The sequence below is a fragment of the Sorangiineae bacterium MSr11367 genome (assembly GCA_037157805.1).
Taxonomy (GTDB): Bacteria; Myxococcota_A; Polyangia; order Polyangiales; family Polyangiaceae; genus Pendulispora; species Pendulispora rubella.
Map to the genome: position 1 here is coordinate 8315035 of CP089983.1, position 23711 is coordinate 8338745.

The window sequence follows — 23711 nt, forward strand, 5'->3', positions numbered from 1 at the left end:
CTCTTGGCGGCCTTGGCGTCTTGGCGGTTAATCCTATTCTTACGCCGCGCCTTGACCCGAGTCAAACGATCGTTTAAATCTTAGGATTGAAACGACCGCCTAACTTAGGGAAGGGACGCGTCATGATGACCCATCGATACGTCATGGGGACGATTTTGTCCGCGATGATGGCCACCGCGGCTTGCTCGTCGTCCTCGAACTCCGATTCCAACGAAGAGCCGCTCACGTATTGGCAGAATGTCGCGCCCATCGTGAATGCCAAATGCGTCGGGTGCCATCAGCAGGGCGGCATTGCCCCCTTTGCATTGGACACGTACGACGCCGTGAAAGCGCGGGCGGCCGGCATCGATGGGGCCACGCAGGCCGGGCACATGCCGCCCTTTTTGATGACCCACGACGGAAGTTGCGGCGACATCGAGCGCGACGAGGCTTTGACGCCTGCCGAGTTGGCGACCCTTCACCGCTGGGCAAGCAGCGACAAGAACGAGGGCACGCCCGTCGAGATCCCGCGCACCCCCGCGCCCGTCCTCGACCATGCCACCGAATACCGCACACCGAACTTCGTGCCCCGGGCCGATCCGGCCAATCCCCTGGCCAGCCGCGACGAGTACCGCTGCTTCGGCTTCCGCCCCGGCGGCACGGGCACGCGCTACATCACCGGCTACCACGCGATCCCGGGCAACCCGGCCATCGTCCACCATGCAGCGCTCTACGTCGTCGACCCGAACGGCGCGTCGTACGTGGCAGGCAAGACGAATGGCCAAGTCGTGCAAGCACTGGACGATGCGGGCACCGATCGCGATGGATGGCCCTGTTTCGGTGCGGCGGGCGACGGCGTGCGGTTCGAATCCAGCCCCGCGGTCTGGGTGCCCGGCCAGAATGTCGTCGACTACCCCGATGGATTCGGAGCGCCGGTTCGGCCGGACGATCTTCTCGTGCTTCAAATCCATTACAACCTGCCGGCGAGCGGACAGTCACCCCCGCCCGATTCGACGAACCTCCGTTTGCGCTACCAGGACCACGTCGATCGTGAGGTGCTCTTTCGGTCGCCCGATCCCTTGTTGGACAGCCTCTTCCGACCGCAAGGCCCCGACACCCTGCCGCCGGGCAAACGCGAGCACCCGTACTCGAGAGAACTCGCGCGCTCGGACTTGGATTTCACCGACGATCAGCCGGCGGTGGAAATTCTCGGCATCATGCCGCACATGCACGAATTGGGGCGCAAGTTCGAGCTGACGCTGCACCAGGCAGGTGGCACCGGCAAGGACGAGTGCATTGCGCACATCGACCAGTGGAACTTCCACTGGCAGCGATTCTACTGGTACAAAACACGGCCCAAGCTCACGGCCGACACCATCGCCAAGCTCACGTGTGTCTTCGACACGTCGGGAAAACGCGAGCCCGTATCACCCGGTTGGGGAACCGAAAACGAGATGTGCCTGGGCATGCTCATGATCGCCAAACCATAGCGACGGAGAAGAAGTCGTTCTAAACAGCATGGGATGCTCCACCCTGCGTTGCAGTTCGGCCTGCTATTGGCCTCGATGGGCGTTGTCGCGTGCTCCGGCGCCTCCGCCACCAAGCCGACGGTGGTCTACGCCAGCTCGGGGAAGCTTTTGCGCGTGTACGCGCTGGATGCCGCACGCGCGGAGCTCACCCTGAAGCAAACCTTGCCGGAGTTGGAGAACGACGTTCACTACGTCGCCGTGCATCCGAGCAGAAAGTACCTTTATGTGTCGTGCAGCGAGATCCCGCCGCCGAAGGATCGGCCTGTCGTCAATGCGATCCATGCGTTCACGATCGACGGGAAGACGGGGACGCTGGCCTCGCTGGGTCCGACGTATGCCTCGCCGCTCGCGCGGGCGGTCCACGTTTCCGTCGATCGAACGGGGCACTATTTGCTGATGGCGCACAATTTCGCCGAGAGCGCCTCGGTGCTGCGGCTGAACGCCGACGGCAGTCTGGGCGCGCCGGTGCAGCAGCCGGAGGAGCGGCAACACCTGGGCTTCTTGGCCCACCAGGTTCGGGTCGACCCGTCGAACCGATGGGCCTTCGTTCCCGTGCGCGGAAACGAGACGAGCCTCGGGCATATGGCCATTTTCGATTTTCACGACGGTGTGCTGCAAAAGCGCAGCGTGCTCGATTATCCAAGCGGGCTGGGCCCGCGGCATTTGGATTTTCATCCGACCAAGCCGTGGGTTTACGTCGCCATGGAGAATGGCAATCGGTTGATCACGTACGAGCACCGCGACGGGGTGCTCACACAGCGATTCGATACGACGACCCTCGCGAGCCCGGGCGGCGGTTCCCCAGGGCAAGGCGCGGGCGCCATCCATGTGCACCCCAGCGGCCAATGGGTTTACGTGTCGAATCGGGATACCTCGCCGGGCGACGGCGGTGAGAACAGCGTCGCGGTTTTCGCCATCGACGCGGCGACGGGAGAGCCCAAGCTCGTTCAGAGCATGGACGCGCACGGCATCTCGCCGCGCACGATGACCCTCGACCCGAGCGGGCATGTTCTCATCGTGGCCAATCAGACCAAAGGGCCGAACGGCGCGGAGCCGAATCTTTCCGTCTTTCGCATCGGGTCCGACGGAAAGCTGACCTACGTGCGCACGTACCCGCAGGCCGGAGGCGACGCCTGGTGGGTCGGCGCGCTGTCCTTACCGTAGCGCGCGGAAGAACGCGCGAATGTCGCCAATCAGGAGATCCGGCGCTTCCATGGCAGCAAAGTGGCCACCGCGCGAGAACTCGGACCAATGCACGATGCGGTGCTCTCGTTCGGCGATGCGCCGTATGGCGGGATCGCTCGGAAAGACCGCGATGCCCGTGGGCACCTCGGAGCGGAGCGGGGGATCTTTCGCGACCCGGTTTTCGTAATAGAGGTGCGCGGAGGATGCGCCCGTGCCGGTGAGCCAATACAGCGTGACGTTGGTGAGAAGCTGATCCAAATCGACGGCGTCCTCGGGCAAATCCTGGGCGGGATCGGTCCATGCCTGGAATTTCTCGAGGATCCAGGCGAGCTGCCCGAGGGGCGAATCGGTGAGCGCGTAGGCAAGGGTTTGCGGTCGTGTCGATTGGATATCCGCGTAACCCGTTCCGTCGTTTCGCAGCTTTTCCGCATCGAGCAAGCGCGCCCGCTCGCTGGGGGTGAGATCTTCGAAGTCCGAGGGCTCGCCCGAAGGAAAGCTCAATCCGCCGTTGATGTGCACGCCGAGGACGTGCTCAGGGTCGATCCGGCCCAATTCCGGGGAGACCACCGAGCCGGTGTCGCCGCCTTGCGCGCCATACCGCGCGTACCCGAGCCGCGCCATCAACTCTGCCCACGCGCGGGCGATGCGGCGATGGTTCCACCCGGGGCCCTGAAGCGGCATGGAAAAGCCGAAACCCGGGACGGATGGCGCGATCACGTGAAAGGCGTCGCCCGGATCGGCGCCGTGCGCACGCGGATCGGTGAGCGGGCCCAGGACGTTCATGAACTCGACGACCGAGCCAGGCCAGCCGTGCGTGAGCACCAACGGAATGGCCCCCGGTTCGGGCGAGCGCACGTGCAGAAAGTGAATGTCCTGCCCGTCGATGGTGGTGACGAATTGAGGAAATGCGTTGAGCTTCGCTTCCCACGTGCGCCAATCGTAGGTGCGAAGCCAATATTCGGCGATGCGCTTCAAATAGGGGACGGGCACCCCGCGACTCCAGCCGAGTGCTCCGGAGATCTCGGCGGGCCAACGCGAGCGCGCGAGGCGCTCGCGAAGGTCGTCGAGCTCGGCCTGCGAAACGGCAATACGGAATTCTCGAATCCTCGTTTGCAAGGTTCGAAGGGGGTAGGGCCGGTCGAGGGGACACGGCAAGTGCGCGGGGGCCCGTTCGTCGGATCAGCGCGCGCAGGTCGCGGAGATCGTGAAGTGGCGGTGGCTCCCGCCCTCTTCGGTACCACTCAGTTCGAACGCGCGGGCGTCGCCGGACGAGTCTTCGATCCAGCCGTCGAGGTTCACCGAGCGACCCTCGATGGAGAGGAAGTTGCTCGGGCCGCTCACGGTGAGCTTGGTGCCATCGCGCAGCGTGGCCTTGAGCTGCGGGCCACGGCCGGTGAAGTCGCACACGCTCGCCGTGAAGTCATACTGCTTGGTGCCCACGGTGACGTGCGCTTTGCCGGCGGCGGCGGCGTCGATTTCCTCGGCCTCTTGTGCCGACGCGCTCGCACCGATCATGGTGGCGAACGAGAGCATGGCGAGGGCGGGAATTGCGTATTTGATTTTCATGATGTCCGTCTGTCCTATTCGTTGTAAAAATCCAAGCGAAGATACTTGGCATTCCACGTATTCGTGAATGGCCACCAATTGCCATCTTCGACTTTTAATTTCAACTCGTTCGAAGACGAAAATACGATTTGATACACATGACGCGATTTACGTCATTTCGAAGAAAACGTCGTACGAAGAATCGATGTCGCTCCTTCCCTCTTCGGGGATGATTCGCGCAAAGAGGATTCGTCGGCCGATGGGACCGCTACTTCGTTGGGCCGCGGCTTGCTTACTACTTGCTTGGAACGACGGGCGGGAAGCCTGGGAACGAACGCATCACAGCTTGGCCGATCTGCGCGCGGGTCACCGAGCCTTGGACTTGGAACGGCACATCGACGGAGAGCTTCTCACCACCGACGGCGGCCGTGCCGGCGACCGTGAAGGGAATCGTCTCGCCGCCCGTGACGAGGGCAGCCATGGAGCCCGCGTTCTGCCATTTCATGACCAGCGGCACGGTGGCCGGCGTGCGCGCACCCGCGGGCAGGCTCACGGGTGTCGACACCGTGACCTGGCCGAGATCGTACTTGCCCTCGAGCTTCACGTTCCCGGTGACGCTCTGGAGCGTCATGGGAAACTTGTTCGGGTTGTACAGCTCCGCATTGACGGCCACGGTGAGCCCGCCCGCGTTGACCTCGGTCACCTTGGCGTCCTTCACCGTGATCTCGGGAGGCTGAGGCTTGCTGCACGCGAGGGACTGCAGGGCAACGGCGGCGACGACCACGGCGGCGAACGGACGCATCGCCTGGCAGCGTAGCCCTTTTCCTCGCGGACGCGAGCAAGTACTGTCCAAGCATGCCCGAAGCCGAAATCGACGCCGTTGCGATCTTCCGCCCGAAGTCCATCGAGAAGCTGAGGCCGTTCCTCGACCTCGACGAGGACGACAGCGAGGACGAGGACGAGGAGAGCGAGGGGCTGTACGCCGAGGCCCTCGACGACGGCTCCTTTTTGGTCTTCACCTTCCAACCGTACGAAGCCTTCGCCTCGGACGAAGACGCCGCGCTCGAATGGCTCGGGCAATTCGGCATCGCGCTGCCCGAGGTGCACGCCGATCCGCGCGGGCTGCTCTTCTTTCCCGATAGCGTCGAACCCGAGGGGCGCACGTACGACGCCGTCGTCGCCGAGGTGGAGAGCCAAGGCATCTGGGTCCCGGTCGTCTCGCCGGCCATGCCCACGTCGTTCGAGATCGGCCAGATGTTCGAGGGCATGCAGCGCGATCTTTTGGATACGATCTCCGCGTACATGGACGACGACGGGAAAAAGCCCACCAAATGACGATGGCCGCCCTCGAAGCTTTCGACCTCATCGTTCACTCGGAACAACTCGAGCAGCGCTTGGCCGCCGCCGCGGCCAAGCTCTCGAAGCGCGCCGATCTGAAAGACGAGACGGCGTGGCTCGAGAATGCGCGGCGGCGTATCGCAACCGCGCGGGGCGACCTGGGCGATCTGCTCACGCGCGTGCTGCGCCTGCCCGAGCTCGAGGTGCTCCGGGGCGAACGCGGGCGCGCGCTGCAAGACGACGCACTCGATGCCGTCGATCGCCTGGACGCGGCCATCCGCAAGGCCGCAGGGGCGCGTTCTCCGGTATTGGATGTACTTTACATGAACCTGAAGCTGCTGCCGCTGCGGAAAGCATCGCGCGATGCCTTCGAGGCGTTCGTGCTCGAGTTCGAACGGCGGCTGGGGTCGAGCTATTTGACCCGCATGTTCGCGGACGAAACGTACCTGCCCGCAGGGCCGGCGCTGGCCGACCTTCACCGCGCCTTCGGGGTGTGGCGCACCGTTTTTGCGTCCCCCGCCCTCTCCGACGAAGAGGCGCAGGCGCTCACGGGCGAGCTCACCACCGTGGCGCAACGGTTGGAGCTTCCGTGCCGACAGGCCCTGCTGCTCGCGGATGCGTCCCTTCTCGCCGCCGAAGATCTGCGCGAGCCGTCGGGCATCTTCGAAAAGCCACGCAAGCGCCGAAGCTAGTTCCGCGCGAGGACGACCATGGGGGCGCCCCGGTATGGGACGCGGTGCAATTCGTGGTAGCCGCATTTTTCGGCGATGCGCATCGAGGCGGTGTTGTCCGGGCGGATCATGCAGACGGTGCGCTTCGGGCCGAATTCCGCGTCGAACCATCGATGGATGCCCGCGGTAGCCTCTTTGGCGAAGCCTTGGCCATGCAACCGCGGCGCGAGCCCCCAGCCGGCTTCGGGGGCATCGCCGAAGGGCGGTGAGATGTCACGCTCCAGATTGGAAAAGCCGACCTCGCCCGCGTATTGGCCAGTGGCCTTTTCCTCGATGGCCCAAACGCCATATCCGAATACCGCCCAGTGTCCGATGTAGCGCAGAATGCGGGCCCACACGTCCTCGCGTGAGATGGGCTGGCTGGCCACATGCTGCAAGAATCGAGGATCGGACAGCATGGTGGCGTATTCCTCGAAGTCATCGAGTCGATAACCGCGCAGGTGCAAGCGTTCCGTGTCGATGGTGGGGACGATGACGTTCGTGGGCATGGATGGCTCATCCTATCCGCACGATGGCGGCAACGCCTACGCCCGTGAGCTCCACGTCGCCATCCTCAGGGGCGAGCTGGACCGCGTCCCACGCCGCCAGGGAATACTCCGCCGCGGTCATGGAATCGCGCAAGGCCACGACCAGGGTGACGGCGCCGCGATGAACGACGGTGGTGGGCAGGGAGACGATCTCCACGGAACCCGCGGGAGAGCCCCGGCGCGTCATGACATTGAACGCCGTCACCGGGCCTTGGTGAAGCTGGCAAACGAATGCGGTCTCCCCTGGAAAGGAAATGGGCCTATCGGCATGTGCCTGCAGCATCTCGCCCGACGTGGCCGTCAACGTCATTCCCGGGCCTTCGACGACGGTCAGAATGCGATCCATTCCGGGAAAGAGCGAAAACGGCACATCGCCACGAATCCCGGCGAGGCTGACGCGCCAATCGAAATCCGTCAGCGACGCCCCCGGCGGACCAATGGCCACATCGACGGTGCTCCCTCGCCCATTCTTCCACGGCACCGACACGCGATCTCGAGCTCTCGATAGCAACATGGTCCTCACCACCGCGGATGCGCGGGATCCATGAACGCGATGGGCGCCGCCAGGCATGCGTCGGGGATGCCGAAGGCGTCGACCAGTGCGACGGCGCCTTGTCGAAGTTCGCCCAGCAGCGCGGTCGTTTCCTTGCGCAGGGCGTGCTCCTTTTGGGCATCGAAATAGCCTTCGGCCAGGAAAAACGCAGCCTCCTCGCGCAAGCGCGTGAGGGCGTGCAACGCCCCGATTCGGTCGAGCCAGGGGACCAGTTGCGCGTCGGAGCAATCGGCGATGCTCTCGTCGAACCATTGCAGGGCGAGGCGATCGGCGTGGGCACGCGCCAACGCGACCAAGTGCTCTTGAACCGCGAGCATGGCCGCGTGCGCATCGCGATTGGCCTCGAGGCGCTTGCGCAGCCGAGCCGCCGCGGTTTCGAGCAGCCGCTCCTCGCGGTACTTGAAGGCCGCCAAATGAAAGGCGCGATCGCGCAGATGTTCCGGATCGGTCCGGCGCACGGCAAGGAGATTCTTCTCAGTCACCGCCACGCGCGCTTTGCTCAGCAGATGCCGTGCAATGCCCGCGACGCCGGTGCTTTCGAAGCGCTTCTTGAATCCCGTCAAAAGGCTCTTGGCCACCAGCTGCAAGAGCACGGTATTGTCCCCTTCGAACGTGGTGAACACCTCGACGTCGGCGCACAAATCGGGAAGCCGGTTCACCAGAAGGTAGCCCTGGCCGCCGCAAGCCTGGCGGCACTCGCGCAGCGTCTCCACCGCGTGCCAACTGGCCAGTGCCTTCAGGGCTGCTGCCGACGCCTCCAGCTCCCGCGTGTCGCCGGCCTCGTCGTCGCGAATGCGCTGGCCAAAGTTGCTGCGCAGGCGCGCGACGGCCAAGGAGAGCACGTAGGTCGTCGCCAGGCGGGGAAGCAATCGCCGCTGGTGCGCGGGGTAATCGAGAAGCGGCATTTCGACACCGTCCTCCGGCCCGAATTGACGCCGCGCCGAAGCATAGCGAACGGCAATGGCCAATCCCACTTTGGCCGCGGCCACCGAGGCGGTGGCCACGGAAATGCGCCCGCCCACCAAGGTACCGAGCATGGTGAAGAATCGCTTCTTCGGATTGGCAATGGCACTTTCGTAATGGCCCTCCGCGTTCATCCAGGCAAATCGCCCGAGCAGGGCGTGCTCCGGGACGCGCACGTGGTCGAACCAGAGTCGCCCGTTGTCGACGCCGTTGAGGCCCATTTTGTGTCCCGAATCGCCGGCGCGCACGCCCTCGAGCAGCTTTCCCTGGGCATCGCGGATGGGGACCAGAAAAGCGTGAATCCCGTGCCCCTCGCCATCCGCCTCCAATTGGGCAAAGACGGTGGCCATCCGAGCATGTTGCGCGGCACCGCCCACCCAGTCTTTGCGCGCCGATTCCGCCGGCGTGTGCAGCACGAAGGTGCGCGACACCACGTCCCACGTGGCCCGCGTCTCGAGGCTCTGCACGTCCGAGCCGTGGCCCACCTCGCTCATGGCAAAACAGCCGGGGAGGTCCAAGCTGGCCACCTGCGACAGCCACTTGTGCCGCTGCGCCTCGGTGCCGAGAAAGAAGATACTCCCGCCGAAAAGTCCGAACTGCACGCCGAAGCGAATGACCAGCGAGAGATCTCCCATGGCCAGCGTCTCGAACGTCGCGATGAACGCATTCAGGTCCTTCTCGTCGCTGGTGATGCCCGGGTACGCACGCTGGCCAAAGCCACGCGCGGCGAGATCGGCGAGCCAATGGGCGACTTTTGCGCGGTATTCGGGCACCGGAAGGCCGTACGCCCGATGCTCCGGATCCGCCAAAAAGGTTCTCGCCTGATCGCGAACCATCTTCACGTCGCCATCGAGCCATGCACCGAGGGCGCTCACGTCGAAGGGCGCGGTGGGCTTTGGCGGCGCCTCGCGCGTGCGGGACGCTTCGGCGGTCGCTAGATGCGCGAATAGCTCCGAGGCCGCGCCGCCCCCGAGCGCGTCTTCCAACTCCGCGAGGGCGCGGCGCGTGCCTTCGTCGGCCAGCTCGGCGCCCAGGCCCGCCAAGTCGCGCCGGCGTTCGGGCGACAGCGTCGCCGATACCTTGTGAATCGTATCGAGCAAGGTGCGCATCTCGCGCTGCGACGGCGGAGCATCGGGTGCGAGCCACGTCTCCAATGCGTGCCGCGCCGCGGGGCGGAGCCAGGGCATCGCCTCGACCCGCGATCGAAGGGCCACCAGATCGTCCTGTTCGAGATCGCCATCGGACCAGGCAACCCAGAGCAAGGGCAAGAAGGGACGCAACTCCGGATCTTCGAGCAGCTTGGTGCGTTGTGTGGTCATCGTGTGCGACATCGTGACAGCTCGGCCATGCCACCGCTTGGAAAAAAATTATGACGAGCCCAGTCGATAACGTCTTCGCGAATGGCTGACGTTACATAAAATGACGAACGACATCATTAATCGGTTCCCCTCTCGATGCCCGCGACTTTATACGTGGACTGGGCAGCGCGCGCGCTCTCGGACGCGAGCCACAAAACAAAGGGGAATGCTTATGCTCAGCGGAAAACGACTGATTCGATGGACCTGTGTGTGCGCTATCGTGTCTGCGGCAGGGTGTTCGACGGGCTCGGATGCCCCGGATGTTGGCGAGACGAAGGCCGGAGCGCTGGGCGCGTCCCAAACCAACGCGGTTCGGGACGTGTTGCTCATCGGAAACAGCGTGGCCGGCACGGTGAGTTTTCTCGATGGCCACACCTTTCAGAACCTCGGCTCCTTCAGTGTGATTCCCGATCTGCAGCAACGCCTCGACGCGATGACGCCGGTGGAGAAAATCGCCTATGAGGTCGTGCGAGGACAAACCGGCGGAGATCGCTTCGTCGACGATATTTTCGTATCGCCCGATGGACGGAAACTTTACATCTCGCGTGGAAATCTCTGCGATGCGGTGGCCTACGACATTGCCACCAAGCAGCAGCTATGGCGCTTCAAGGCGGACGGGTTCAAAGCCGACCATGCGGCGCTTTCTCCCGATGGAAAGCACTTCATCCTCTCGGCCACCACCGCCGACGTCGCCCACGTGATCGACACGCAGACCGGTAAGCTGGTGACCAATGTCCCGACGGGGACGTATCCCCATTCGAACGATTATTCGGCGAATGGCCAGCGCGTCTACAATTCGAGCATCGGAAACATCAGTTTGCCGTATGGGCTCGATGGGCTGAAAGGCAAAAAGCAGCTCACCGTGTTCGATGCCACGACGTGGCAGGTCATTCGGACGTACACCCTTTCCAAAGGCATTCGTCCGTCGGTGATCACGGCCGACGAGACGAAGATGTATGCCCAATTGTCGTATCTCAATGGATTCGTCGAATACGACTTGGTGAACGGCGCCATCCTCCGCACCGTCGAAATGCCGTTCAGCACCAAGGGCGCAGGCCTGGCAAAAGACGATTACCCGCGCAATTCGGCGCACCACGGAATGGCCATGAACGGCGACGGCACCAAGCTTTGCATGGCCGGCACCATCGACGATTACACGGCCATCGTCAGCCTTCCCGGGCTGACCACCGATGGCTTCGTGCACTACGCCACCGACGCCCTTCCCTATTGGGCGACCACCAGCGTGGACGGCAATTTCTGCTTCATCCCACTGAGCCACGCGAACAGCGTCTCCGTCGTCGACTACCGCACCGCAAAAGAGGTGGCCCGCATCCCCGTGGGCCTCTACCCACAACGCGAACGCCTCGGCAAGGTCCCCGACGACGTCCTCGGCACACTGTCCCCCACGGGCGGCTGACGCGGTACATCGCAAGAAGAACCGCCGGCTCGGCATGGATCGCCGTGCCGGCGGCATACAGCGGCGAATACCAAATCGTACGATTCGCGCCAAACCGATAATACGGCTATCGAGGTTTGAGGCGTGCCGGCTTAAATGCTACTTAGTTGAAATGAAATCCTTTTTATATGGTTTCACATTTCCACGCTGCGTTGCGTTCGTCGCGCTGGTGGGCACTCTCGGTGCGTGCGGCACATCGGCGACGCCCGAACAAGGGGCCGAACGAACCGACGCGAATGCGAAAAACGATGCGTCGCCGAATCCTCCTTCGGGAGGCGATGCCGGCAAAGGGAGCGAGGGCGCGCAGGCGAGCGCCAATTCGCTTGGACAACTTTATCTCGATTGGAACGAGGTTTCGCTCATCACGCAACACACCGGTGCGTATGGGTGGGAGGTCGTTCAAAGTTACATGCGCGACCACGTAGACATCGCGCAACTCAAGACGAACAATCCCGACTTGCGCCTGTTCATGTATTGGGAGACGGCGGGCGCCTACGCCGAGGCGACGGATGCGAAATGGCCCTCGGGGATGCCGTACCAGTGGGTGCGTGCCAATCACCCCGACTGGATCGTCAAGGACGGCTCCGGGCGCGATATCACCTTTTGGGGTGGCGACCTTCATTTGTACGACGTGGGCAATCGCGAATACCAGGACGAGTGGGCGCGGCGGGCCATCGACTACGCGAAAAGCGGCGGGTTTCACGGCATTTTCGGCGATGACGTCAACGTGGGCGAGAGCTTTCGCTCCTCGTGGTCGGCGGTGCCGTCGAAGTACGGGACCGACGCGGCGTGGACCCAGGCCGTGGAGTCGTTCCTCCAGAACGTCTCGCCCAAGTTGAAGGCCGAGGGGATACGCTTCGTTCCCAACGTGGCTTCGGCGTGGAACTCCGATCGGGCGACGCAGGTGCGCTGGGCCAAACTCGCGGGAGGCTACGGGCGCGAGCATTACCAATCGTGGCAAGGCGATGACCAGCTCCTCGGCGGCGCCGATTGGGCATGGATGTCCACGCTCCATCGCGACGTCGAAGCCGCGGGAATCCCCTTTTTCGCATATCCGCACGGCGGGGGATCGCAGGCCGCCGACAAGATGCGCTACACGCGCGCATCGTTTCTTCTCTGGCACGACCCCGCGCTGGGCGGCAGCTTCGCCTATTCGACCGGCGGCGGCCCCGAGGCCGGCAAAGATCCCTACCATGCGGCATGGACCTTCGATCTCGGGGCACCGTCGGGCCCTGCGGTGGAGCAGTCCACGGGGGTGTGGACGCGCACGTTCGCCCGCGGAAAAATCACGGTGAACTCCAACGCGAAGACCGCCGTCGTCCAGCAGTAGGTCAGGCCGCTCGGGTGGCCTCGATTTCGAGGCCAATCTCGACCTTCTCGCCCAGCCCCAAACCTCCGGTGTCGAGCACTTGGTTGAAGCTCACACCGAAGTCTTTTCGATTGATGATCGTCTTGCCAGAAAATCCGATGCGCTCGCCCATCTGCGGATGGTTGATGCGGCCCCCGAATTCCACGTCCAGGATCACCGGGCGCGTGACGCCGCGAAGCGTGAGGTCACCCGCGACTTTGTAGGTGCCGTTCGACGACGGCTCGACGTGCGTGCTCGTAAAGACGATGCGCGGGTGCTTCTCCACCTCGAAGAAGTCGCCCGTGCGCAGGTGGGCATCGCGCTGGGGCTCGCGCGTGTCGACGCTTGCCGCATCGATGCTCACTTCGACCTTGGATTGAGCGGGATTCTGCTCGTCGAATTCGAGCGAGCCGGTCCATTGGGTGAAAAACCCGTGGACCTTGCTGACCATCAAATGCCGTACCGAAAAGCCAACCGTCGAATGCGCGACGTCGATGTTCCATTTCTCGATTGCCATGCGGGCGAGGGTGGGGCCGGTGCCCATTTTGGAACAAGGTGGTTGCCAGCGAACCAAACGTTCGCAAATCTGGAACGCATGGATCTGAATCGCGTGGCGATATTCGTACGAATCGTCGAGGCCGGTGGGGTGACGGCGGCCGCGGCCAAGCTGAAATTGCCGAAGTCGTCGGTGAGCCGCAGCCTCACGCAATTGGAGCAGGAACTCGGCATGGCGCTGCTCGTGCGCGGGCATCGGCAATTGAACCTGTCGGACGCGGGGCGCTCGTTCTTCGAGGCCGCCTCCAAGGGCCTCGCGGCGGTGGAGGAAGCAAAAGACGGCATTCTGGATCAACACCGCACGCCCAGCGGGGTGGTTCGCCTGGCACTGCCCAATTTCGGCACGCACCACTTCGGCGCCATGATTGCGCGATTCGTTCGCAAGTACCCCGCCGTGGAGATCGAGGTGACCACCACGACGCACCAGGCCGATCCCATTCGCGACGGGTTCGATCTGGCGCTCACCATGGGAAAGCTGGCCGATTCTTCGCTCATCGTGCGGCCGCTAGGGCGGGGCGATTCGGGCATTTTCGCGAGTGCGGGCTATTTGAAGAAGCGCGGCATGCCACACTCCCCGGCCGACCTGGCAAAGCACGATTGCGTGCTGTATCGAACGACGGCACGAAAGGGCAAATGGGCGCTTTCGCGCGGCAAGGAGGCGCAGAGCGTGACGGTTTCGGGCCCTCTTCGGGTGGACTCGCTGGCGTTGCTCCTCGCCACGATGCTCGATGACGCGGGTCTCGGGCTCTTGCCCGTGCACCTTGCCGGGACGGATCCATCGATGCAAAATCTGACGCGCGTTCTTCCCGATTACGTGGTGGCAGGCGAGGCGTTGCAACTCGTGTATCCGGCGTCACGGCACACGCCCCAACGTGTACGGCTTCTCTGCGAGCACCTCGTGGCATCGTCGGCGGGGTGCCCGAACGACCGGGGGCCTAATCCGGCTTGACCGCGAACAACGTGGGGGCGCTCTTCACCAGGTGCTCGACCATGGCGCGAACGCCCGCGGGGAGGGCGCGGCTTGCCGGATGAACGAGCCAGACGGGTACGCGGCCTGCGTCGACGGCCGGGAGCACGCGAACGAGTTGGCGGCGGGTGGAGGACTCGGTGGCGGCGAAGTGCGTGGGCAATTGCACGATTCCGTGTCCGTCGAGGGCGGCGAGGTGGGCCAAGCTCAATTCGCTCGCACTGACCCGTCCGCGCACGGAGATGCGCACGGTCTTTTTGCCCTCGGTCAAAGACCACGTCACACGCTCGCTGCCCCGCTTGGGCACGACGATGCACGCGTGATCGACGAGGTCTTGCGCGCGGCGCGGGGTGCCCCGGCGTGTGAGGTAGGCGCGGCTGGCGAATAGGCCATTGGTGCCCTCGAACAGCTTGCGCGCGACCAAGGACGAGTCGACCAGAGGACCGGTGCGAATCGCCAAGTCGAAGCCCGCCTCGACCAAGTCGAGCATGCGATCGTTGGCCTCGAAATCGACGGTCATGTCCGGGTAGGTCGTGAGAAATTCCGTCACGGCCGGCCACACGCGGCGCAAGATGCCCAGCGGTGCGGTGATGCGCACACGGCCCTTCGGGCTGCTGCCGAGATCGTGCACCAGGCGTTGCGCGGTTTCGAGCTCGTCGATCGCGCGGGCCGCGTGCTCGTGGTACATGCGCCCCGCGTCGGTGAGCGAAACGCGGCGCGTGGTGCGGGCCAAGAGCACGACGCCAAGGCGCGCTTCGAGCCGGGCGACGTGCCGGCTGACCGTCGACACCGGGAGATTGGCCGCACGAGCAACGGCAGAGAAGCTTCCGCGCCGGACCACCTCCGTGAAGAAGTGCGCGTCGTTCAGGTCCAAATCGGCAAACGTCGACTTTTGCATGGGGAGCAAAAGTAATTAGCCGCAACGGTGACTAGTGCAATCGAAGAATACGCCCCACCCTTCGGCGCATGTCCAACACGAAACTCATTGCTGTCATTGGAGCTACCGGCGGCCAAGGCGGAGGGCTCGCGCGTGCAATTCTCGACGATCCCGAGCGGCGCTTCCGGGTGCGCGCGATCACGCGCAATGCCGAGTCGGCCCCGGCGCGGGAGCTGGCCCGGCGCGGCGCGGAGGTGGTAGCCGCCAACACCGACGATCGCGCCAGCTTGGAGCGCGCATTTTCCGGCGCGCACGGGGCGTTCTGCGTGACGAACTTCTGGGAGCACTTCTCGCCGGAACGCGAAGCAGCTCAGGGTGCGAACATGGCCTCCGCGGCGCGCACCGCCGGGCTCGCGCACGTGATCTGGTCGACGTTGGAGGACGTGCGACGGTGGATCCCAGCGGGCGACGAGCGCCTGCCCACGCTGATGAAGAAGTACAAGGTCCCGCACACCGACGCGAAGGGAGAAGCCGATGCGGCATTCCGCGAGGCCGGTGTGCCGACGACGTTCCTGCTGACGTCGTTCTACTGGGAAAACTTCTTGCGCCCGGGCCTGGCGCTGCGCCGCGATGCCGCCGGGCTGTCCTTGCGTCTTCCGCTGGGCGAGCAGGTGCTGCCTGGGATTGCCACCGAGGACATCGGCCGCTCGGCGCTCGGTGTTTTCGCGCGGGGCGAGGCCCTCGTCGGGAAGACGGTGGGCGTGGCCGGCGAGCATGCGTCGGGGCATGCGATGGCCGCGGCGCTCGCGCGAAGCCTTGGGGAACCCGTTCGTTACGACGCCGTTCCGGACGAAGTGTACCGTCGGGAGGCGCGGCCCTTCTGGGCAGAGCTCGAGGCGAAAACCGGTTTTCCGGGCGGCGAGGATCTGGCGAATTCGTTCGCGTTCAGCGCGATGTTCAACGACGAGTTCCGTCGCTCGCGCGACGTGGAGACCACACGCGGACTGAATCCCGCCCTTCAGAGCCTCGACATGTGGCTCGCCCGCCACCGCGATGTGTTTCGCGCGAGCGGCATCAGTGCAGGTGCGTGAGGCGGCGGCGGCCGATGGGCCCGAGCGACTGGTACAGGTCCGGCGGGTAGTTCCGGGTGCCGAGACGGGAGAGCATCGCGCGAAGCGAGCGCATGAGTTGAGAAAGGGCGCGCGATTGAGCGTGAGAAGCTTCGGTTAAGCCTGGTTTGAGAGCGATCTGGTTCATGACGCGCATCATCATGCAACATGATGCGAAAAGCGCAAGCCCGTTTGTTCCGAAACAGGCAATAACGCGCATACGGATGGGTCATGACGCAGTGGGTCCAAGGAGCCGCGCAGGCGTGGATGCGGAGACGCGCCCTCACGGGCAAAACGGCGGATTTTCCACAGAATCGCGTGCGGCATGTGGGCTGCTCTACCACGTTGCATGCGCCTGACATTCGCCACCCTCGCCTCGCTCTCCGTGATGGGTCTCCTGGGTTGCTCCACCACGGAGGGTGTTCCCGAACCGTCGTCCTTTCCCCGCACCACGGAGGACGCGAACGCGACCAAGCCCGCGCAGCCGGCGCCGGCCGACACCGTTTCGGACAACGACGACGTCGATCCGATCGACGCGCCGGCGCGTGCGGGGCTTGCCCGCGGAATCTACTTCGTTTGGGGCCGCACACGCGGTGCCGAGCGAACCTACGCGATCGGCGCGGACGGCTCGGTGGTGGGCGAGGCTCCGGCCGCGGTGTTTGCGGTGAATGGGCGACTGCATCGCTGGGCAGTTCGTCGGGTCGAGGTTGGGCGCCACGCGTGCCGGGTGCGCTTCGATGACCGCGACGGGCTGCCGACCGAGCAGGTGAAAGCGTCGCAGGAAGCGTGGCTGGCGGAGCAAGAGGACATCGCGCGGCATCCGACGCGCACCGTCGATCAGGCGGAGCTCGTGGATTTGACCTCCGGCGCGCGCAAGGTGGTGTCGCAGCTCCATCTGGACGACGCGGCCGAGGGCGATCTGCTGGTCGGCGCGACGGACTTCCGCTTCGACGTGAGCCTCACGGGATCGGTGGATTCGTATCTCTTCGTCCGCGAGAGCACGTGGGTCGACAGCTGCGGTGCGCACGGAAATGCGTTCAGCGCCGCTGGGGTTCTCGACATGGCCAGCGACGCCAAGCCGGCCGATCTGGGCAGCATCCCCGACGCGGCGCTCCGCAAGGCTCGGTCGCGGGCCGAGAAGCAGTTCGACGAACTTCGCAAGGAGTGGAACGGCGAAGCCGAAGACGACGCCGAACTCGTCGAGCTCCTACCGCAGTACGACGCCCGCGGCACGCTGTCCTTCACCGGTCGCTTCGCCACCTTCGCCCCCTACGCCTTTTCCCGCGGCGATTGGGCCTCGTACACCCTCGCCACCACCACCTCACTCCGCGCCTTCCCCAACCGCCTCCCCCGCCCCGCCGCCGCTCCATCGGCCATCCGTGTTTTCCTCCAGACGAAACCGGATTTCACCGTGGGAGGCTTCTCCAAGCTGGGAACGTAATCTCAAATCAAGCGTCCGCAGGTAAGTCGAAGAACGCGTTCGTCGTGGCCACCGTGGCGCGCTCGAGGTCTGCTTCCGCTTCGCCCCGCGCTTCGGCCACGGCCTTCAGAACCCAGCGAAGGAACCTCGGCTCGTTTCTTCCAGTCCTCGGTCGTTCCGCCCGAGGCATCGAGCGCGGAAGGATGTAGGGTGCATCGGTCTCGATCATCATGCGATCCGACGGAATGCGACGAACGAGTTCGACCAGATGGGTGCCGCGCCGCTCATCGCAGATCCAACCCGTGATTCCAATGTGGAGATCGAGGTCGAGGTATCGCGCGAGCGTCTCGCCGGTTCCCGTGAAGCAATGAACGACGGCCCGTGTCAAACGGGGTCGAAAGCGTGAGAGCACGGCGCTGAAGTCGTCCTCCGCGGCTCGCTCGTGCAGAAAAACCGGCATGGCAAGATCGGCAGCCAACTCGAGTTGGGCATCGAAACAACGCAGCTGAGCGTCGCGCGGGGAGAAATTCCGATCGAAATCGAGCCCGCATTCGCCGATGGCGCGTACCTCGGGATTGCATGCCATGGCGCGCAACGCATCGGCCGAGCTTCGAGAGAAATCCTTCGCATGATGGGGATGTATCCCCGCGGTCGAGAAGATCCGGGGGCCGTCGCCGTAAGACTTTTCTCGAGCGATCTCCAACACGGCACGACTGACGGATTCGCTCGTTCCGGTGGCCACGATCGCCGTGACATTCGTCCGACGTGCATGACGCAAAACGGTATCTAGATCTTCGCGAAATGCCTTGCTAGCGAGATTCGAGCCGATGTCGATCATGACGAACGAAAAGCTCTAGCATATGCCGCCTTGCGTTGGCGCTGAAAGGTCGCTCGTCATGGGTAGAACTCGAGTCCGCAAGCAATGCGATATTGCGGATACATGAAAGGAACTCCCGCGAGCTGGGGGACAGGCAAAGCCAGGCCGAGCGGATTGAAAATCACGTAAAACTTCCGCGACGCCTTCCACTCGATTCCCAGTGGATAGATCTGCGCGAAGATGCCCGTGGTTGCCCGCGGCGCGCCGTACAAGTCGAACAGCAGCGTCGAGCTGCCCGCGCTCAACGTCGTACGCAGGTTGATGCTCTCGTAGGCGAGAGGAAAGCGCAGCATCGCCGAGGCGTAGGCGTTGAGCGTGCCCGGGCGAAAAGTAGATCCATAGGCCGAGAGGAACGGATTCCATTCCACGTCGAGGCCGAAAACCCACCGCTTGCTGACGCTGAGGCGCGCCCCGACGTTGCCGGCCACGGCCGTCTTGTCGAACGAGCCGGCGACACCCACGTTCACGCCCAGGGCCACTTTGGACACTTCCCGTGGCAACGGCTCGGCAACCGGAAGCGGCTCGGACTCGGCACGCGCGGTCGACGTGGCGAGCAGCGATGCGAAGGCGAAGCCGGCTCCGATCATCGCTCTTCTGCGGCGGCGACGGCGCAAGAGCATCGCGAGTGCTACCGTCGCCGCGAGGACCGCGAGCGTGCCGCCGCCCTCACCATCGGACGAACTCCGACACCCGCACCCCACGTCCGTTTTGTACCGTTTTTCCGGCGCGTCGCACCAACCGTTTTCGAAGGTGCATCCCGCCGAATACCCAAGATACCGATCCAGGAGCCCGCGAACGGCTTGCAGCTTTTGATCGCGGCTCTTGGTCGGATCGAGTGTGGCATCGAGGATGGCGCTCGAAGCCTCGATGGCGAGCGCGCGTCGCCTCTGTCGAAGGTCGTCGAGATTGTTGCATTCATCCAGCTCGGATGAATGCGGGGGCCCATCCTGAGCTTCATCGTGGGTGCGCGAGACAGGATCCAGCCAATCGAGGGTAACCGTAATCTGCATTTGGTCGGCGCGGCGGTACGTATGCGTGAAGCTATCCTGGACCGCGTGAATGGCCTGGCCCATACGCACGTAGTAGGTCGGGAGGTCGGCATCGATCTGGCCACGAATGGCAAGATGAATGGTCAGCGAAGTTCGCCGATCGGACGCCGGTGCCCCCGCCGCGTCCAATCCGTCGAGCGCCTCCCCCACGCGCTGCATGATGAATCCATGGCAATCGTCGACCGCCTGCGAGGTACCGTTGGGCTCCTTGCGGTCGGGTCCGCGGAGGCAATGCTCCTTTTGGTTTTCGGGTGTCCCGTGAACGGGTGCGAGCGAGCTCAAATCGTGCGCCCCCTCCCCCTTGAGATCGTTGTCGCGGACTCCGAGCAAAAGTGCCACGGCGCCCAGATCTTTCATGTCGTCATCGGGCGAAAACTGCACATCGTCGATGAGCGCTCTCTCATTGCGGTTGGGCGCGATGGGTGCAGCTTGGGGACGGGCCTTTCGCACATTGCGCAGGGCATCGCTGGTGATCGACTCGTGACATCCGTCCGTGGCCGCGCTCGAGATCGAGTACGCGCGCGCCGGCGGTGCGAGGCTCAGAATCGACGCCGTCGCGGTGGCGAACGTTGCGAGGACGTGGCGAAAACGGCATCGCGGGCGAGGTGTCTTCGAATCCATCGGCGTGCTGCAAGCGCAATGCTCGTGCCGACGCGATGCACAGGCCTCACGGCAAGCGGCCGCCCACCATGAGCCCACCGCCGTCCGCTCCGACGAAAGGAAGCATTTGCACCCCCGATTCGTGGATGGCAGGGAGAACGAGGCCCATTCCCGTACCAATCGCCGCGCCCGCAATGACGTCCGATGGGAAGTGCGCCCCCGAAGCCACCCGGGAAAGGCCCACGAGGCTCGAGCCCGCGATGCCCACGCCGAACAGGACCCAGCCCAGCGTTGGCTTGCCGAGCCGTTGAAACGTACGCAAGCCGGCGACCGACGTTGCCACGGTGTCCGCGACGTGCCCGCTGAAGAAGGACCGCGCCGCGTTCGCATCCGTACGCTCATCGAGCGGCGCATCATCGCCATAAACGCGCGGCCGAGGCCTCCCGACGGCATAACTCACGGAGACCTGCAGGGCACTCGTGACCAACATTGCTTCAGCCACGACGAGATCGTCGCGGAGGCCGTTCTCGAGGCCTTCGTCGACGACGATGGCCACAAGGGGAACTGCGAGCGTGGCGACCGTGGCGATGTCCCCCACGGTGGACCACGTCGGATCGTAGAGCCCCGCCGCGGCCCGATCGAAACGGTTGATGCGCGAACGGTCACAGTTCGGCGCGCATGCGACGCCCCGAGCTTCGGGCAAGAAAAAGAAGCTCGACGCAATCGACCCGGCCACGAGAACGATGGGCAAATCGAGCTCGAGCCGCAATTTGTGGGCGGGTCCGCGCACGCTCGGCTCCGCGCCTGCCTCCGTGGTGAGCGAGCAGAAAAAGAGCTGAACCGCGAGCATAACCGAAGTCCAACGAGACCAGCCAACGTGCCCCATGCCGCCATAAGGCCTCGATTGACGGCAACACGCAACCCGCTGTTCTCGCTTATCGACTTACCCCTTCTCCAGGTGAAACCGTACGTCAGGATGGGGGCTTCTCCAAATGTGGAGCGCAGCTCGCAACGCAACCTTCGATCGAAGCGGACGCATGATGAGAATGTGCCCAAGTTGCTTTTTTTGACGCACAAGTGCGTTTTCCCCTCGTGCTAGAGGTTCATCCATCATGCACCACGCTGCCGCTTGGGTGAGGATGGGATGACGGCCCGAACCCGCTACGTGCTCGCAGCGCCGCTGCTGGCCGCTCCCATCATCGGGCTGCTCATGCCGGGGTTGTACAATCGGGCGGAGCCTGCGATCGCCGGTTTTCCGTTCTTCTATTGGTATCAACTGCTCTGGGTCGCACTCACCATGTGCACGATGAGCGGCGCGTATTTTCTCGTGGTGCCCGCGCAGAAGGCACGTAAGAATAGCGGTGACGTGTGAACGCGCCCCAATCGGACCTGCAGTTCGAGGGCGTGGCGCTTGCCGTTTTCACGGCGCTGTTTCTTCTGGTTGCGGTCATGGGCTTTCTCGCCTCCCGATGGCGCCGGCCCACGGACATTATGCACCTCGACGAATGGGGATTGGGCGGCCGCTCGTTCGGCACGTTCATCGCTTGGTTCCTCCTCGGCGGCGACGTGTTCACGGCGTACACCTGCATCGCGGTGCCCGGCCTGGTCTTCGGTGTGGGGGCGCTCGGCTTCTTTGCCGTGCCCTACACCATCATGGTCTGGCCCATCATCTTTCTCTTTTTGCCCCGGCTCTGGTCCGTGTCCCATCGTCATGGATATGTGACGACCGCAGACTTCGTACGAGGGCGCCACGGATCGCGTGCCCTCACGTTGGCCGTGGCCATCACGGGCATCCTCGCAACGATGCCCTACATCGCACTCCAGCTCGTCGGCATCCAGGTCTGTCTCGACGTGATGGGCGTGGGTGGCGGCCCGGATACGTCGTGGATCGTGCGCGAAATGCCGCTGTTCGTGGCCTTCGCGTTGCTTGCTGCCTACACGTACTCGGCGGGGTTGCGTGCGCCCGCGATGATCGCGTTCGTGAAGGACACCCTCATCTATTTGGTGGTCGGCGTATCGATCGTCTATCTGCCCGCCAAGCTCGGCGGCTGGGAGCACATCTTCTCCGCGGCCGGGGAGAACCTCGCCAAGACGAACCCCAACACGGGAAAGCCCCTCGGCGGGTTGTTGCTCTCCGATAAACAGATATGGCCGTACTGCACCCTCGCATTCGGCTCCGCGCTCGCGATCTTCATTTACCCGCACTCGGTCACGGCGGTGCTCTCGACGAAGAATCGGAACGTGATCCGGCGAAACACGGCGCTCCTGCCGATGTACACGTTCCTGCTCGGCATGATCGCCCTGCTCGGCCTGATGGCTTTGTCTTCGGGTGTGAAGACGGGCGGCAACAACTCCCTCGCGGTACCGCTGCTCTTCAAACAGAACTTCCCCAGCTGGTTCACCGGTGTCGCATTTGCGGCGATTGGGATCGGGGCGCTGGTCCCGGCGGCCATCATGTCGATCGCAGCCGCAAACCTCTTTACCCGCAACGTCTACCGTGAGTTCATCAGCCCCAACGCCACACCGGCGGCCGAGACGCAGGTCAGCAAAATTGCCTCCCTCCTGTTGAAGTTCGGCGCCCTCGTCTTCGTTCTGGCGCTCGACAAGTCGTTTGCCATCCAATTCCAATTGTTGGGCGGAATCTGGATCATGCAAACATTCCCCGCGCTGGTGTTCGGTCTCTATACGCGGTGGTTCCACCGCCGAGCACTCTTCGTCGGTTGGCTCGTGGGCATGGTGTACGGCACGGCCACGAGCTACTTCGTTCCGGCGCCCGGCAAGCCAGGAACCCACTTCGGTGGTCAGATCGCCGAGATTCCGCTGCTCGGCGAGGCAGGCTACATCGCACTCACGGCGTTCGTTCTCAACGTGCTGGTCTCCGTCATCCTGACGCCGCTCTTTCGCTCCTTCAAGATGGCGGAAGGCATCGACGAGACGACCGCGAGCGACTACGACGCCGATGCAGGCGACGCCGGCGTCACGCAAGATCTGCCGACGCACTAGCCTCCGTCCGCAGGTAGGTCGAAGAACGCTTCGTCGTGGCCACTGTGGCGCGCTCGAGCTCTGCTTCCGGTTCGCCGCGCGCTTCCGCCACGGCGCGACGTAGACGGGCTCACATGCCAATCGCGCGTTTAACTTTTCAAGTCGAGGGCGTCTCGATAGACACCGAATCAATGACCATTCTTCGAGAGATCGCCCGGCTGCCGTTGCTTCGAGGTCCCTATGAGTGGCAGGTGGACGCGCGTTGCACGAGGCGCGATTCTTATCCGCTGGAGAGCTCTGGTTCGACGTCTCGCATAGGTACGACGACACTGGCCGACGGGGCTTCCGCATCCCTCATCGGGTGAACGGCTCGGGGCCAAAACGACCCCACGCCACGAAGGCGCACAGGGCGAGGAAGACGAAGTCGCCCATCATCACAGCGTATTCGCCACGACGTAGCCGCGTCGCCATCGCGCCCGACATGTACAGCGCCAGGGCCGAAGCAGCTATCGGCACGAGGATCGGCGCGATGCCGAGGACAGCGGGCAGGACGAGCCCCACCGCCCCCAGCGCCTCGACGACCCCAAGGGCCTTGAAAGCGCCGGATGTGAATTCCTCGGCCCATTGGCTGTTTGAAGTCATGCTGGCGAATTTGTCCTTCGACATGAACATTTTCACCCCACCACCGATGAAGTAGGCGGCCGCGAGTAGGCCGGCGACGATCCACAGTGCAAGATTCATGGTACTCCTCGTGACGGAAGTG

23 protein-coding genes are annotated in these 23711 nt (G+C 64.0%); 11 read left to right on the plus strand and 12 right to left on the minus strand.

Annotated features, from left to right (window positions below; all coding sequences use genetic code 11):
- The first annotated feature begins 122 nt into the window (after window positions 1-122).
- Window positions 123-1469 (plus strand): hypothetical protein, encoded by a 1347-nt coding sequence (locus tag LVJ94_32270; protein ID WXB01583.1) that lies wholly within the window; start codon window positions 123-125, stop codon window positions 1467-1469.
- 33 nt (window positions 1470-1502) lie between these two features.
- Window positions 1503-2672: a lactonase family protein gene (locus tag LVJ94_32275; protein WXB01584.1), complete on the plus strand. Its 1170-nt coding sequence runs from the start codon at window positions 1503-1505 to the stop codon at window positions 2670-2672.
- Here the strand turns inward: LVJ94_32275 and LVJ94_32280 are convergent.
- The 3 genes from LVJ94_32280 to LVJ94_32290 all read right to left on the minus strand — a co-directional run bounded on the left by LVJ94_32280 (window position 2664) and on the right by LVJ94_32290 (window position 5040).
- On the minus strand, window positions 2664-3809 hold the full coding sequence (locus LVJ94_32280) for an epoxide hydrolase (GenBank protein WXB01585.1): 1146 nt from the start codon (window positions 3807-3809) through the stop codon (window positions 2664-2666). The two genes, LVJ94_32275 and LVJ94_32280, sit on opposite strands and share 9 nt — an antisense overlap.
- Window positions 3810-3872: 63 nt before the next feature.
- Entirely contained in the window at window positions 3873-4259 is a 387-nt protein-coding gene (locus LVJ94_32285; protein WXB01586.1) for a hypothetical protein, read from the minus strand.
- A gap of 274 nt (window positions 4260-4533) precedes the next feature.
- Complete coding sequence (locus LVJ94_32290) at window positions 4534-5040, minus strand: LEA type 2 family protein (GenBank protein WXB01587.1); 507 nt, start codon at window positions 5038-5040, stop codon at window positions 4534-4536.
- 53 nt (window positions 5041-5093) lie between these two features.
- Here LVJ94_32290 and LVJ94_32295 point away from each other — a divergent pair, with 53 nt between their 5' ends.
- Both LVJ94_32295 and LVJ94_32300 read left to right on the plus strand, forming a co-directional pair.
- Window positions 5094-5573, plus strand: a complete 480-nt coding sequence (locus tag LVJ94_32295; protein WXB01588.1) for a hypothetical protein — start codon at window positions 5094-5096, stop codon at window positions 5571-5573.
- Window positions 5570-6268: a hypothetical protein gene (locus LVJ94_32300; protein WXB01589.1), complete on the plus strand. Its 699-nt coding sequence runs from the start codon at window positions 5570-5572 to the stop codon at window positions 6266-6268. The genes LVJ94_32295 and LVJ94_32300 overlap by 4 nt, the downstream gene beginning before the upstream one ends.
- Here the strand turns inward: LVJ94_32300 and LVJ94_32305 are convergent.
- Genes LVJ94_32305 through LVJ94_32315 form a run of 3 tightly spaced genes read right to left on the minus strand, consistent with a single transcriptional unit; the run spans window position 6265 to window position 9669 of the window.
- Window positions 6265-6795, minus strand: coding sequence for a GNAT family N-acetyltransferase (locus LVJ94_32305; GenBank protein WXB01590.1), 531 nt, complete (start codon window positions 6793-6795; stop codon window positions 6265-6267). The two genes, LVJ94_32300 and LVJ94_32305, sit on opposite strands and share 4 nt — an antisense overlap.
- Window positions 6796-6802: 7 nt before the next feature.
- Entirely contained in the window at window positions 6803-7348 is a 546-nt protein-coding gene (locus LVJ94_32310; protein WXB01591.1) for a HutD family protein, read from the minus strand.
- Window positions 7349-7353: 5 nt separating this feature from the next.
- The gene (locus tag LVJ94_32315) at window positions 7354-9669 is read right to left on the minus strand and encodes an acyl-CoA dehydrogenase family protein (protein WXB01592.1); all 2316 of its coding nucleotides are present in this window, start codon (window positions 9667-9669) and stop codon (window positions 7354-7356) included.
- A 358-nt stretch (window positions 9670-10027) separates the two neighbouring features.
- On the opposite strand from LVJ94_32315, the gene LVJ94_32320 reads away from it, so the two are divergent.
- Complete coding sequence (locus tag LVJ94_32320) at window positions 10028-11125, plus strand: serine/threonine protein kinase (GenBank protein WXB01593.1); 1098 nt, start codon at window positions 10028-10030, stop codon at window positions 11123-11125.
- A 151-nt stretch (window positions 11126-11276) separates the two neighbouring features.
- Window positions 11277-12494 carry a putative glycoside hydrolase family 15 protein gene (locus LVJ94_32325; protein WXB01594.1) on the plus strand — a complete coding sequence of 406 codons (1218 nt, stop codon included), beginning with the start codon at window positions 11277-11279 and terminating at the stop codon, window positions 12492-12494.
- Between the two features lies 1 nt (window position 12495).
- On the opposite strand, the gene LVJ94_32330 is transcribed toward LVJ94_32325, so the two are convergent.
- On the minus strand, window positions 12496-13029 hold the full coding sequence (locus LVJ94_32330) for a YceI family protein (GenBank protein WXB01595.1): 534 nt from the start codon (window positions 13027-13029) through the stop codon (window positions 12496-12498).
- A 78-nt stretch (window positions 13030-13107) separates the two neighbouring features.
- On the opposite strand from LVJ94_32330, the gene LVJ94_32335 reads away from it, so the two are divergent.
- Complete coding sequence (locus LVJ94_32335; GenBank protein ID WXB01596.1) at window positions 13108-14016, plus strand: LysR family transcriptional regulator; 909 nt, start codon at window positions 13108-13110, stop codon at window positions 14014-14016.
- On the opposite strand, the gene LVJ94_32340 is transcribed toward LVJ94_32335, so the two are convergent.
- Entirely contained in the window at window positions 14003-14932 is a 930-nt protein-coding gene (locus LVJ94_32340; GenBank protein WXB01597.1) for a LysR family transcriptional regulator, read from the minus strand. The genes LVJ94_32335 and LVJ94_32340 overlap by 14 nt on opposite strands.
- A 68-nt stretch (window positions 14933-15000) precedes the next feature.
- On the opposite strand from LVJ94_32340, the gene LVJ94_32345 reads away from it, so the two are divergent.
- A complete protein-coding gene (locus tag LVJ94_32345; protein WXB01598.1) occupies window positions 15001-16002 on the plus strand; it encodes an NmrA/HSCARG family protein in 1002 nt (333 codons plus the stop codon).
- A 367-nt stretch (window positions 16003-16369) separates the two neighbouring features.
- Window positions 16370-17461 (plus strand): hypothetical protein, encoded by a 1092-nt coding sequence (locus LVJ94_32350; protein ID WXB01599.1) that lies wholly within the window; start codon window positions 16370-16372, stop codon window positions 17459-17461.
- 7 nt (window positions 17462-17468) lie between these two features.
- On the opposite strand, the gene LVJ94_32355 is transcribed toward LVJ94_32350, so the two are convergent.
- From LVJ94_32355 to LVJ94_32365, 3 genes are read right to left on the minus strand one after another with little or no spacing between them, the layout of a single operon-like run.
- Window positions 17469-18278 (minus strand): TatD family hydrolase, encoded by an 810-nt coding sequence (locus LVJ94_32355; GenBank protein ID WXB01600.1) that lies wholly within the window; start codon window positions 18276-18278, stop codon window positions 17469-17471.
- Between the two features lie 56 nt (window positions 18279-18334).
- Window positions 18335-19987, minus strand: coding sequence for an MYXO-CTERM sorting domain-containing protein (locus LVJ94_32360; GenBank protein WXB01601.1), 1653 nt, complete (start codon window positions 19985-19987; stop codon window positions 18335-18337).
- A 46-nt stretch (window positions 19988-20033) separates the two neighbouring features.
- Complete coding sequence (locus LVJ94_32365) at window positions 20034-20816, minus strand: phosphatase PAP2 family protein (protein WXB01602.1); 783 nt, start codon at window positions 20814-20816, stop codon at window positions 20034-20036.
- Between the two features lie 294 nt (window positions 20817-21110).
- Between LVJ94_32365 and LVJ94_32370 the strand changes: the two genes are divergently transcribed.
- Both LVJ94_32370 and LVJ94_32375 read left to right on the plus strand, forming a co-directional pair.
- Window positions 21111-21338, plus strand: coding sequence for a DUF3311 domain-containing protein (locus LVJ94_32370; protein ID WXB01603.1), 228 nt, complete (start codon window positions 21111-21113; stop codon window positions 21336-21338).
- Window positions 21335-22969, plus strand: coding sequence for a sodium:solute symporter (locus LVJ94_32375; GenBank protein WXB01604.1), 1635 nt, complete (start codon window positions 21335-21337; stop codon window positions 22967-22969). Before LVJ94_32370 ends, LVJ94_32375 begins: the two co-directional genes overlap by 4 nt.
- A 333-nt stretch (window positions 22970-23302) precedes the next feature.
- Here LVJ94_32375 and LVJ94_32380 read toward each other — a convergent pair whose 3' ends face one another.
- Window positions 23303-23689 (minus strand): DoxX family protein, encoded by a 387-nt coding sequence (locus LVJ94_32380; GenBank protein ID WXB01605.1) that lies wholly within the window; start codon window positions 23687-23689, stop codon window positions 23303-23305.
- Window positions 23690-23711: the final 22 nt, after the last annotated feature.